Source organism: Kitasatospora sp. NPDC127116, from assembly GCF_042677365.1.
Classification (GTDB): domain Bacteria; phylum Actinomycetota; class Actinomycetes; order Streptomycetales; family Streptomycetaceae; genus Kitasatospora; species Kitasatospora lactacystinica.
Genome location: NZ_JBHXTL010000008.1, coordinates 27155 through 39672 on the forward strand (window position 1 = coordinate 27155; position 12518 = coordinate 39672).

The window sequence follows — 12518 nt, forward strand, 5'->3', positions numbered from 1 at the left end:
TGCTCACCGCACTCCCCTCCCGAGCGCCGCACACAGGCTTGCCACCGTAGCCGCTTCGTCACCGTGCGTTCGATCGAATTCGTGGACTCGACCGCCGACTTCCGCTTGCGCGCGGACCACGCAGAGCGGAATGGCGAGTGCCAGGTAGTGATGATCATTCAAGTTCACTGCTTATTCCTCCTGTTGACAGTGCCTGATGCCGTCGCCAGCTGGACTTAATCGGCCTTCGCCCTCAGGGAGCATGGGATAATCGGCGCACGGCGCCAACCGTTCACCTGGTGCGGCTGCTGTGCGACTCCCGCGGCTCGTTCGCGGATCCGCCCTCTCACAGAAGTGGTCCTTCGTTCTATGGCTACGGTCACCTCCATCGCCGACGCGCTGCAGCAGCGCCTTGCTCAGGCGATTTCCACTGCGTTCCCCGACGCCGCGGACGGCGACCCCCAGCTCCGACGAAGCGACCGCGCCGACTTCCAGGCCAACGGCATCATGAGCCTCGCCAAGCCCCTACGGGCCAACCCCCGCGAGGTGGCCACCCGCGTCCTCGAACACGTGCCCGTAGACGAGATCGTCGCGAAGCTGGAAATCTCCGGCCCGGGCTTCATCAACGTCACCGTCACCGACAGCGCGATTCTGGAGCGCTTGGCCGCCCGTACTGTGGACATCCGGCTGGGTGTCCACAGTGTCACCGAGCCCGGCGTCACGGTGATCGACTACAGCCAGCCGAACATCGCCAAGGAAATGCACGTCGGCCACCTTCGATCCACGATCATCGGCGACGCGCTCGTGCGCACCCTGGAGTTCACCGGCGAGAAGGTCATCCGGCGCAACCATCTCGGTGACTGGGGAACCCAGTTCGGCATGCTCATCCAGTACCTTGTCGAGCACCCCGACGAGCTCGGCGACGACAGCGAGACCGTCGAGGCCGGCCCGTCGATGTCCCGCCTCAACCGCCTCTACAAGGCATCACGAGCCAAGTTCGACAGCGACCCCGACTTCGCCAACCGTTCCCGCCGACGCGTCGTCGAGTTGCAGGCCGGCGATGCCGACACCGTCGCGTCCTGGCAAGGCATGGTCGACGAGTCGAAGGTCTACTTCGAAGCCGTCTACGCCCGCCTCGGCGTTCTCCTCGAAGACGCCGACGCCGTCGGCGAAAGCTACTACAACCCGATGCTCGCCGACGTGTGCGCGGACCTCGAAGCGTCCGGCGTCGCCGTCCGCTCCGACGACGCCCTGTGTGTGTTCTTCGACGACATCAAGGGGCCTGACGGCGAACCGACCCCGCTGATCGTCCAGAAGAGTGACGGGGGCTACGGCTACGCCACCACCGACCTCGCTGCCATCCGCGACCGCGTCGGCATGCTCGGCGCCAACCAGCTCCTCTACATCGTTGACGCCCGCCAGGCCCTTCACTTCCAGATGGTCTTCGAGACCGCCCGCCGCGCCGGCTGGCTCCCCGATGAGGTCCGCGCTCTGCACCTCGGCTTCGGCACCGTCCTCGGCAAGGACGGCAAACCGTTCAAGACCCGCTCTGGTGAGACCGTCCGCCTCATGGACCTCCTCGACGAAGCCGTCGACCGAGCCCGCACCGTCGTCTCGGAGAAGAGCCCTCAACTCGCCACCGAGGAACTCGAAGACCGAGCCAAGCAGGTTGGCATCGGCGCGGTCAAGTACGCCGACCTGTCGACCTCGCGCACTCGTGACTACGTCTTCGATGCCGACCGCATGGTCTCCCTCAACGGCGACACCGGCACTTACCTCCAGTACGCCTACGCGCGCATCCAGTCCATCCTCCGCAAGGCCCCCGAGCGCGTCGTCCCGGCCGCTCACCAAGGCCTCGCCCTGGAGCCCGCCGAGCGCGCGCTCGGTCTCCTCCTCGACGAGTTCGGTGCCGCCATCAACCAGGTGACTGGAACCTTCGAGCCCCACCGCCTTTGTGCCTACCTGCACAACCTTGCGTCGGCGTACACCACCTTCTACGAGCACTGTCCTGTCCTCAAGGCCTCGTCCAGGGAGATCATGGAGACTCGGCTGCTGCTCTGCCAGCTCACGGGCCAGACCCTCCGCCAAGGCATGGACCTTCTCGGCATCGGAACCCCCGAGCAGCTGTAGAGCCGATCCACTGACGACGGGCAGGCGGCCCGGGACAGCCAGTCCCGGGCCGCCTGCTCGCGGCCTCGCCGAAGATCTCGGCCAAGCCGAGCAGAGTCCCTCGGAGCAGTACCGACAGTCGCGCTTCCTCTCCACGGCAGCGCCGCGGCTGGGACCGTACGGGCTTTGTGCGAGGCGGACTCCTACCGAAGGCAGTTGGTGAGCTCAGCGATCGCCTGCAGCACGGATTGCGGCTCGCACAGGCTGCCGAGGACGCGGTCTGCCCCGGCTTGGACGAGTTGGTCGGCCGTGGTGGTACCGGAGGCGACGGCGACCACGCCTGCTCCGCCTTCCGCTCCGGTCCGCACGTCTTCGAGCGAATCCCCGATGATCACCGTGTTCGACCGGTCGAAGAGAGTTCCGTGGCGGGCGGCAGCCCGCCGTTGGGCGATGCCCACCAGGGCCGGCCGGTGGGAGTCGTCGGAGGCGAACCCGCCAACGGTCAGGTCTACGTACCGATCCAGACCGAAGGTACGGAGCTTGATCTCCGCACTGCGCTGCAAGTTGCCGGTGACCACGGTGGGTACAAGGTCCGGATGGGCATCGACTGCTGCGAGCGCGGCAGCCGCACCGGGCATGAGGAGGCCGTCGGAGCGTAGCTGCTCGGCCCTGGCAGCAAGAAGTTGGGGCAGCAACGCGACGATCTGCTCTGCAAACGGCTCGAAGTCGTCGCGGTCGACATCGTTGGCCGCGAGGAGCTCCCGCACCGCCAGCGGCATCGTGCGGCCGGTTCCCCGTTCAGGGAGCTTCGTCGCTTCGCGGCCGACGACCTGGCGGAACGCCGCGCGGTAGACGGCGCGGTCCGTCTCGCCGACGTACACCAGGGTGCGGTCGATGTCCCACAGAACGAGCACGGTGCTGGTCACGGTCACAACTCCTTGGCCGCCATCACTTGTCGTGATCGTTCTATCAGCTCGCTCGACCGCTGGCTGGGGATGGCCTGGAGGTAGTCCACGGTCTGTGCGAGGTGATCGGCCAGTCGGGCCGACTGGATGTTCGCCGCGAGGGTGAGAGCGGCATCGGCAGCGATGAAGCCTCCGTCCCGGTCCCCGGCGAGCAGGTGTGCGGAGGCCGCCCGCGATGCGAAGAGCGCCCGAGTTCTGAGATCGGTGGGGTTCAGGGTGGAGGCGGCCTGTTCGAAGTGGTCTGCTGCGGTCCTGTGCTCACCGAGTTGGAGGTAGCAGCTGCCGGTCTGGCCGAGGATCTCGCCCCAGTTCATCCAGTAGAGCCAACCGGGGTCCTGTTCGGTCGGGCCGAGCTGGGCCAGTTCCGCAGCCGGTCCGAGCGCCCGCAGACATGCCTGGCGCTCCCCGAGCTTGGCATGCCCCCGCGCCTGACGGGTCAAGAGCATGGCCTCCAGCTGCGAGGAACCGAGGGTGCGGACCTTCTCCCTGGCGGCCTGCATCGCGGTCACGGCGTCGCGGGCGTTGCCGACCGAGTAGCTCTGGATGGCCAAGTAGGACAGAGCGCCGGCGCCGTAACGGGGATCCCCGGAAGCATGGGCGGCCCGGAGCCCGGCCAAGAGGGCTCGCTGGGCGAGTTCATGGTGCCCGGCGTCGAAGTGGAACCATCCGAACTGGGTTGCGGTGTCGGCGGCGATGCCGGCCAGGCGCCGTCCGACCTCCTCGGTGTAGCTGGCCGACTTCAACGTCTCGTACAGGACGCTGAGATGAGCGCGGGCGAGGTTGGCAACCATGCCACTGCCGGCGCTGGCGTCCATGGTGCGCAGGCCGTCGATCGTCCCTTGGAAGCTATCGACGAGCGCCGGGGTCACCTGCGCGCCGCCAAGCGCGCGTTCGAGGGGCTCGGCGTCGGCGATGCTCCATTGGTGGATGTAGGCGGAGAGGGCCGTTCCGGCGAGCAGTAAAAATTGGCGGCGATTCGGACGCGTCGGCATGGTGGCAGGCTCCCCTCGCATCGCGTCGTGCAGTGCCGCCACCATACGGTGGGCCGTCCACGGCTCGGCCATGTCGTCGTGAGCAGGAAGTGAACTGACGTTTCCTTCCGGGGCAGATGGGGTTGCAGTCGCGCGTAGCGGGAACCTTGCCAGATCGGCCGGAGCCCCAATCGAGTTGAGGAACTCGACGATCCGGTCGATGTGGGTCAGCTGCACCCGTCCCGCCTCCAGCCTCGACAGGTAGCCCTGGGTCAGTCCGGTGATCCCAGCCAGATCCTCTTGGCGCAGCGGAATGATCTCCCGCAGGCGCTTGCTCAGCCCGCCGAAGTCAAGCTTGGCGAGGCGGTCACGCACCACTGCGTCGCGCCACACCCACAGGGGAACGGCCTCGGACGGCGCCTCGGCAGCCGTGCGCGCGCACGGGCCGCACACTGTGTCGTCATCGTTGTACCGGCTGAGCATGCATTCACAGCGTTCACACCGCCGCGCCCCCATCCGCGCCCCCTCCAGTCTGCGGGAGGCTGGCCCCCGCAGGCGACCGCTCGTGATCATATTTCTGCGCGAATATGACTACGCGAATGGTCGCCGTCGAACACTCTCAGGCACCCTACTGCGGCGCCCAGTTGTCCACGGCGTGAAGTGATCACATTCGCCCACCAGGACCGTGACGGTTCTGGCGAGCCGGCGACGGTGTACCTGCCCGCACCGCCCAATCGGCTTGACCCCGCATCACCTCCTGGAAGAGCTCGAAGAGCGCCCCGCGTGAGCAACTCGCGAGTCCGGCCTGCTGAAACTGTCATGCTCACGATGGAAGGTTCGCCCCATGATCGCTGCGTCTCTGGCCCGGCCTGTGTTTCACCCCGCTGGCCTGGACGATTCGCTCCGGACCGCGGTGGACGATCTGAGGGTCGGACGCTGGTGGTCGACCGGACAGCTGCTTGCTGCAACCGAGCGGGAGTGGGGGCGTCGCACTTCCCGGACGCAGGTTCTGGCTCTGGTGGCCGCCCGGTCCACGGTGCTCGCCGGCTGGGCCAGGGAGGAACCCAGCGCCCCGGGGCTCGCCATCCTGCGGACGCGGGTCGCGGTCGAGCACGCCCTGGCCGCGGCCGACGCCGGTTCGCCTGAGGCCGGCCGCCTGGAGCAGGCAGCGCGTGAATCGTGCTGGGCCGCCTCCAACGCGCTGCCTCCGGATCCCGTGCCGTGGGTGTGCTTGCTCGCCCTGGCCGTGTTGGACCGTGCCAGGCACCGACCCGAGCACCAGCGGCGTTCGACAGATCCAATGCTTCCGGACGGGCCGTGGGGGCTGCTCGACGAGGTGCTGCGGCGCGATCCCGGCAACCGGGAAGCTCACCACCGGATGCTGCGCTACTGGCAGCAGGTCTACCGTCCGGCGGCAGCAGACTTCGTGAACGTCGTCCTGTCGACGGCACCGGCCGGGTCGCCGCTCACCGCGCTACCGCTGTACCTGTCGGTTGACCACTACCGCAGCGAGCCGAGACGGAACGCGATCGTGCTCCGGCAGTGGCTACGGGAGCCGCACTTCTCCCGTGCTCAGGGCGCGTACGAGAGCTGGTCCGCTTCGGAGCCCGGGTCATGGCCGGTCGCCGATCTCAGCTACCTCGCCCACGCCCTGTGGGCGTCGGCCCGCATGGAAGCCGCCGTCGAGGTGTTCACCGCGCTCGGCCAGTTCGCGTCCAGGGCGCCGTGGAGCCTCGTCGCTGACTCGCCGGACCGGGCGGAGGAACTACTGCTGACCGCACGGCAACAGGCCCTCATCGGCCGGGCGACCGCACTGGCCTGATCGCCTCACCCCAGTCCACTACCCACCTTCTCCCCACACGGAGGTCGACCTCGATGTCCCCCGCCCACGCAGCGCCGCCGCCGACCGACGAGGAACGGCTTCGCCAACTCGGATACGAGCCCAAACTTGTCCGAAGGATGGGCGAGTTCGGCAACTTCGCCAGCTCGTTCTCCGTGATCTCGATCCTCAGCGGCTGCATGACGATGTTTGCCTTCGGCCTGAACACCGGCGGCCCGGCGGTGATGTTCTGGGGCTGGATCGTCGTCGGGGCGATGGTCCTCTTCGTGGGCCTGGCGCTCGCCGAGGTGACCTCGGCCTACCCGACCTCCGGCGGGCTGTATTTCATGGCCCACCAACTCGGCGGGCCACGGTGGGGCTGGCTGGTCGGCTGGCTCAACCTGCTCGGCCTGATCGGCGGCATCTGTGGAATCGACTACGGCGCCGCCAGCTTCATCGGGGCCTTCCTGAACCTCCAGTTCGGCTACGAGCCCACCCCCGCCGGCCTGTTCGGGATCTTCGTGGCCGTCCTGCTGCTCCACGCGCTGCTGAACCTGCCGGAGGTGCGGCGGGTGTCCGTGCTCAACTCGATCTCGGTGTGGTGGCACATCGGCGGCGTCGTACTGATCGTCGGCGCGCTCGCGATCGTGCCCAGCCGACACCAGGACGCCGGCTGGGTGGTTGGGCACTTCGTCAACAACACCGGCTGGAGCAACCCGATCTACGTGAGTGCGGTCGGCCTTCTACTGGCGCAGTACACGTTCTCGGGCTACGACGCGAGCGCACACATGTCCGAGGAGACGACCCGGGCAGCGGTGTCGGCGCCCCGCGGGATCGTCCGCTCGATCTGGGTGAGCTGGATCGCCGGCGCCGTCCTGCTCGCCGGCCTGCTGTTCGCCGTCCAGGACTACGACGCCGTCCTCGGCACCACCACTGGTGTGCCACCCGCGCAGATCTTCATCGACGCGCTCGGGACGACCGGGGGGAAGTCGCTCCTGGTCGTGGTGATCGTGGCGCAGTTGTTCTGCGGGAACGCGGAAACGGCGGCCGCCAGCCGGATGGTGTTCGCCTTCGCGCGGGACGGGGCCCTGCCCGGATCAGCACTGTGGAGTCGGGTGTCGGAGCGTACCGGGACGCCGGCGGCCGGGGTGTGGCTGTCGGTGGGGGCGGCGCTGGTGCTCGCACTGCCGTCGCTGTACAGCACGACCGCGTACGGGGCGGTGACCGCCGTCAACGTCGTGGGGATGACGCCGGCGTACGCGGTGCCGATCTACCTCCGCCTGCGCAGGGGCCGCAGGTTCCAGCCCGGGCCGTGGAACCTGGGCCGCCGGGGGCCGCTGATCGGGTGGATCGCGGTGGGCTGGGTGACCGTGGTGAGCGTGCTGGTGTGCCTGCCGCAGAGCTACCCGGTGACCGTCGACACCTTCAACTACGCACCAGGTGCCTTGGCGGTTGTGCTGCTGCTGGCGTGGGCCTGGTGGCTCAAGGCCGGGCGCTCGTACGCGCCGCCGGTCCAGCAGTCGGCCGAGTTGGTCGAGCTGACCGAGGAGGTCGTGTGACGAGCCGCCGTCGCACAGGTCGCACCAACCTGACGATGCGGGCCGCCCGGGCCCGAGCCGCGGGCGACTCGCTGGAGGTGGCCTCCCCGACTGGGCCGCTGCACCGGTTGGTGGACGACTTCGGCATCAAAACGGTGCTGCTGGCGGCCATCGATGTGCAGGGACGGCTCAAGGGCAAGGAGTACGACGCGGCCGGACTGGTGGAGCGGCTCCGGTCGGGCCGGCTCTCCCCGGAGATGTGCGGGTACGTAATCGGCACCGACCTCGGGATGACCGCCCCGGCGACCGGGTCGTTCTCCTGGTCGTCCGGGTTCGGCGACATCGGGCTGCTGCCCGACACCCAGCGTGCTCGCGTCCTACCGTGGTTGCCGTCCACCGCGGTGGTGCTCGCCGAGCCGGTCGGCAAGGGCTGGCCGCACCCGTTCGCCCCGGCCACCGTGCTGGCCGAACAGCAGCACCGCCTCGCCGGTCTCGGCCTGACGGCGATGGTGGGAGTGGAGACGGAGTTCGTGCTCTACGATGGCGCGGCCCGGGACACGGTGGTGGCTGGCTGGCGCGGCCTTCGTCCCGTCACATGGGACAACCGCGACTACGCGCTCGATCTACCGGTGCCGGCGCGGGAGTTCAGCAGGCGACTGCGGGAGTTCCTCGCCGGGGCCGGCCTCCCCGTCGAGGCTGTGAAAGGTGAGGGCGCGCACGGCCAGCTGGAGGTCACCTTCCCCTACGGGCCGGTGACGGCGGCGTGCGAGCAGCACGTGCTGTTCAAACACGCCGCGAAGACGACGGCGGACGAGCAGGGGATGGTGGCGTCGTTCATGGCGGCCCCGTCCACCGGGGTCGGCAGCGGCCTGCACATGCACGTCTCGCTGCACGACGTCGACGGCCGGCCAGTGCTGGCCGCTGACTCCGAGGACGGGAGCATGCTGTCGGAGCTGGGCGAGCAGGCCGTGGCCGGGCTGCTGTCGGTGCTGCCGCAGACCGGCCCGCTGTGGGCTCCGTACGTGAACAGCTACAAGCGCTTCGCCGACCACTCCTTCGCCCCCGCCCGCCTTACCTGGGGGCGGGACAACCGCTCGTGCGCGGTGCGGGTGGTCGGGCACGGCCGCAGCCTGCGGCTGGAGGTACGGCTGCCCGGCGCGGATGCCAACCCCTACCTGGCGTTGGCGGCCGTCCTGGCCGGAATCCGGCACGGCATCGAGGCCAGCCTCAAGCCCCCGCCCGTCACCTCCGGCGATGCCTACCTGAATCGCCAGGCAGAGCTCGTGCCGCGATCCCTGGCCGAGGCCGTCGCCGCGTTCGACGCCAGCACGCTGGCCAGCGAGCTACTCGACGAGCAGGTCGTCGCCCACCTGACCGGTGTCGCCCACCTGGATCTGGACCACCACGCTGCCCGCGTCACCGACGCCGAGCTGGAGCGCGGTCTCACCCAGGCATGAGCCCCGGGCCGGCCGCGGCGCCACACCCCCGGGCCTGCGGCCGGCTCGGTCCAACCCCTCACCCCTCACCCCTCACCTGCTGGAGAATTCCATGGAGACCGTGGACACCGCCGTCCGACCCCACACGAACGGCAACGCGAAGCCCGCCCCCGACCGGTCCGACGTGCTGACCCGGGCGCACCTGGTCGATGCCGCCGCCCCCGGCATGGAGGGCCTGGCACTGTGGCTGGTCTCCCGCGGACTGGAGGTCACCGGCAGCATCGCGCTCGCCGACGAGGACAGTGCCGCTGCCACTCGGCTGCGCGAGGCCGGGGTCGGTGTCGCGGTCGGCTTCGACGCCCGACACGTCCGCGAGGACCGGACCTGCATGGTGTGGTCGGGGGTGGTGACCGATCCGCACCCTGAACTCGACCACGCGCAGGAGCTGCGCCTGCCGGTGCTCTCCCGCGCACACGCGCTCGCCTCGCTGACTGCGGGCTTCGGCCGGCAGCTGGTGGCCGTCGGCGGCAGCCACGACACCGCGACAGCGGCGGCGATGCTCGCCACCGTGTTGGACGACGGACACACCGGCTGGATCCTCAATGCCCCCGCCCGCAACCGCGCACCGGGGCAGGCCGGCGAGCGGCGGCTGGTGGTCGACCTGTGTCCGGACACCGCCACCCACGAGGCCGCTCCCCTCGGGTCCTGGAACTACCGCCCCAACACCGCGAAGCCGTACCGGCGGCCGCAACCCGCGGTGACGCTGATCACCGCCGCTGCCAGGAACGCCCCGCACTTCGATGACACCATCGAGGCCCTGAACGCCGTTACCAACCTCGCCCGCCTGTCCGGCACCGTGGTACTGCCGCTGTGGGACAAGGGCGCCAAGATCGTGCACGAGAGACTCAGTGACCGTCCCGGCCCCGCTGTGGTGACCGTCGGTCTCTACGAGAGCGCCGACGTGTGGGTTCTCCCGCCCCGCTGGCTCGGCGGCGAGCACCTTCTCACCCTCCATCACCAGGGCGTGCGGCACCAGTTCACTGTCCCGGTCGCCGGTCGCCACCACGCCCTGGCGGCCTGCGCCGCCATCGCCACGGCCCTCGCCGCCGGCGAGGACCCTCAGGCTGTCGCTCAGCGCGTCGGCACCTTTCGTGGGGTGCAGCGCTCACTCGCCGTGCTCGGCACGCAGTGCGGCATCACCGTGGTGGACTCCCGTGCCCGGCATCCCCGCGAGGTCGCCCAGGACGTCATGGCCGCGCGGATGCTCACCGAGGGGAACGTGATCGTCGCCTTGGAGCCTGACGGCATCGCCCGCACGAGCGCCCATGCCAGCGACCTCGGCGCCGCCCTCGGCGACGCCGACTACGCGCTGCTCCTGCCGGTCAGCACCCCGCTGGCCACATACGAGGAACACGACCCACTGGACGCCGTCGAGCGGGCCGCCGTCCGGGTCCTCGGCCCGGGCGCGGTTCACCGCGTCCGCTGCGGCCCGTGCGAAGCCGGCCCCGAGCAGCGGCTCTTCGAGATGACCGCCGAGGGCGACCTCGTCCTGGTCATCGGGACCGGCCAGGCCGAGCGGCTCGGCTCCAGCCTGCTGGACCGCCTCGCACAGACCGGCGCCCCGGACACCGGGCGCCCGTGAATCGTCCGTCGACCACCGGAGACGCCACCATGGCCACCGCCTGGCCCACCCACACCTTGACTGAACAGCAGGTCCGTCTGCTCGGCCACATCGCCACCGAATCCACCATCCGCACGATCGCGGCCGACCCCGAACTCCCCTGGGACAACACCGAGATCAACCCCGCCATCCAGAACCTGATCGCGGTCACCAACACCCGCACCGCAGCCCAGCTCGCCGCCTGGGGTACCGCGCACCGCATCATCACCGCCACCGCGGAGCCCTGCACCGCGCTCACCACCCCGATCTGCCTTCCCCCGCGTCTGTACCGAGTGCTCGTGGGATGGGTCGGCGGGCGCACCGCCCTGGAACTCACGGTCGACTTCGACGTCACAGCCACCACGTTGCGCGGCTACGGCCGAGACCTGCGTGCCTGGCTGGGCGTGCGCACCCAGGTGCAGGCGAGCATCGCCGCCGTCCTGGCCGGCCTGGTCTACCTCAGCGACATCGACCCCACGTGGCCCGCCGAACCGCTGCGCCGCACTGTGCCCCGCGGACAGGCCGCGTGAACACCCATCGCACCGGGAGCAGGGCCGCGGTCGGGTTCATCTGCTTTCTCCTTGGGCTTCAGGTCGGGGCCGCCGTCCTGTACCTCGTCCAGCACCGGGCCAACGCTTCCCAGCCGCTCTACCTGGCGACCTTCGCCCTTACCGCCTTCGGCACACTGGCCGTCGCCGACCGCCTGTTCGCCGTTCGTTCTGCGCCGAAGCGCCGGTCCGACGCGTCCCCGGAGCACCCGCTCCCGCCGAACGAATGAACACCGCACCACCCCATGGCGGCCGTTTCGGGCCAGGGCCGCACCCCAGCAACCCCAGACAGAAGATGAGCACCTTACAACCTGCCGACGGTATGACGGCCCGCGATATGGACCGCCACCTGATCAACCGCAAGGGCGTCCTCGTCGACGCGAGCGCGCTCGTACAGCTGCCTGCCACCCGTCTATCCGGAGCTGATCCCAGACTCCTGGCCATGGGTACCCCGGTGCCGGCCACCGACCCCGCCCCGCTGCTGCGACTGCTGATGCGCGCAGGCTCCATGGCCATCCCTTGTGCCCTGGTTGTCCAGCGGCTGGGCTTCCACGTGACCGACATGCTGGTCGCGCAGCGCGTCACCAACGTGTGGTCGGCGTCGGTGGGTGCACTGGAGCACCGCGAACAGGGAGCTAACCCCTTTGGGGCCGCAGCCCTTGCACTCGGGTTGCCGGTCGAGGCCTGCCTCGTCATCACGACCGGCCTGACGCTGCAAGAGGCCCGGGCCAGCAAGTGCCGCCGGATCCTGGTCAGCCGCTCCGGATCCCTGAAGGTGGCCGCGAAGAACAGCAACGGACTCAGCCGGCACGAGCACGACGTGGCCGTGCAGCTCGCCCTCGGGCACACCTACGACAGCGTCGCCGAGCAGCTCGGCTGTTCCGCCGGCAGCGCCTCCAACGCCATGTCGAAGGTGATGCGCCGCCGAGGCATCAGCGACCGCACCCGCGCCATCGCCGACCTCATCCTCTCGGAGCTGCTCGACACCGCCGAGCTATGCGCAGCGCTGCCCGACAAGCTCCCGGAAATCGACCCACGCGACCACCAGGTGCTCACCCTGCTTGCCACCCACGACGTGCACACGGTCGCACGGATGACCGGCATCAACCAGCACACCATCGGCGGCGTCGTCGCCCGAGCCACTACCACGATCGGAGCCCGCACCCGTACCCACGCCGTCGTCATGACCCTCCTGTTCGGCGGAACCTGTCCGGCCACCGCCTCCAGCGACGCCCGATGAAGTTGGTCGGGCGCCCACAGAACTACCCCCGGCGGCACCCCATGGCTGTACCTGATGGCCGCCCGAGCTGGCAAGCCAACACGATCACTCTTCTGGAGGTCGCCGACGTCAGCGGCACCGTCTACAACTCTCTACTGGGCACCCGGGGCAGGAGCGCCGTTCAGCTGCCAAAACACAACCTGCGGCGCTTCGCTTCCTCCCCCCAGTCCCTCACGGTGCCCAGCACGTGCGCGACGACCGGCGGCGACTCCAC

At 69.5% G+C, this 12518-nt stretch carries 10 protein-coding genes; 8 read left to right on the forward strand and 2 right to left on the reverse strand.

All coding sequences use genetic code 11. The features are described from left to right. Nucleotides 1-348: 348 nt before the first annotated feature. Nucleotides 349-2109: an arginine--tRNA ligase gene (gene argS / locus ACFVHV_RS05170; protein WP_380348890.1), complete on the forward strand. Its 1761-nt coding sequence runs from the start codon at nucleotides 349-351 to the stop codon at nucleotides 2107-2109. 182 nt (nucleotides 2110-2291) lie between these two features. Here argS and ACFVHV_RS05175 read toward each other — a convergent pair whose 3' ends face one another. Together ACFVHV_RS05175 and ACFVHV_RS05180 are read right to left on the reverse strand one after the other, a co-directional pair. After that, a complete protein-coding gene (locus ACFVHV_RS05175; protein ID WP_380348892.1) occupies nucleotides 2292-3014 on the reverse strand; it encodes a haloacid dehalogenase-like hydrolase in 723 nt (240 codons plus the stop codon). A 2-nt stretch (nucleotides 3015-3016) separates the two neighbouring features. Next, complete coding sequence (locus ACFVHV_RS05180; protein ID WP_380348894.1) at nucleotides 3017-4507, reverse strand: XRE family transcriptional regulator; 1491 nt, start codon at nucleotides 4505-4507, stop codon at nucleotides 3017-3019. A gap of 361 nt (nucleotides 4508-4868) precedes the next feature. Between ACFVHV_RS05180 and ACFVHV_RS05185 the strand changes: the two genes are divergently transcribed. The 7 genes from ACFVHV_RS05185 (at nucleotide 4869) to ACFVHV_RS05215 (ending at nucleotide 12265) form a co-directional block, all read left to right on the forward strand. Beyond that, a complete protein-coding gene (locus tag ACFVHV_RS05185; protein WP_380348896.1) occupies nucleotides 4869-5846 on the forward strand; it encodes a hypothetical protein in 978 nt (325 codons plus the stop codon). Nucleotides 5847-5899: 53 nt separating this feature from the next. Continuing rightward, complete coding sequence (locus tag ACFVHV_RS05190; RefSeq protein WP_380348898.1) at nucleotides 5900-7402, forward strand: amino acid permease; 1503 nt, start codon at nucleotides 5900-5902, stop codon at nucleotides 7400-7402. Then, complete coding sequence (locus ACFVHV_RS05195) at nucleotides 7399-8838, forward strand: glutamine synthetase family protein (protein ID WP_380348900.1); 1440 nt, start codon at nucleotides 7399-7401, stop codon at nucleotides 8836-8838. The genes ACFVHV_RS05190 and ACFVHV_RS05195 overlap by 4 nt, the downstream gene beginning before the upstream one ends. A 91-nt stretch (nucleotides 8839-8929) precedes the next feature. Then, nucleotides 8930-10459, forward strand: a complete 1530-nt coding sequence (locus tag ACFVHV_RS05200; RefSeq protein ID WP_380348902.1) for a Mur ligase domain-containing protein — start codon at nucleotides 8930-8932, stop codon at nucleotides 10457-10459. 29 nt (nucleotides 10460-10488) lie between these two features. Next, on the forward strand, nucleotides 10489-11007 hold the full coding sequence (locus ACFVHV_RS05205; RefSeq protein WP_380348904.1) for a hypothetical protein: 519 nt from the start codon (nucleotides 10489-10491) through the stop codon (nucleotides 11005-11007). Then, on the forward strand, nucleotides 11004-11255 hold the full coding sequence (locus tag ACFVHV_RS05210; protein WP_380348906.1) for a hypothetical protein: 252 nt from the start codon (nucleotides 11004-11006) through the stop codon (nucleotides 11253-11255). Before ACFVHV_RS05205 ends, ACFVHV_RS05210 begins: the two co-directional genes overlap by 4 nt. Before the next feature lie 65 nt (nucleotides 11256-11320). Beyond that, nucleotides 11321-12265, forward strand: coding sequence for a hypothetical protein (locus ACFVHV_RS05215; protein WP_380348908.1), 945 nt, complete (start codon nucleotides 11321-11323; stop codon nucleotides 12263-12265). The last annotated feature ends 253 nt before the right edge of the window (nucleotides 12266-12518 follow it).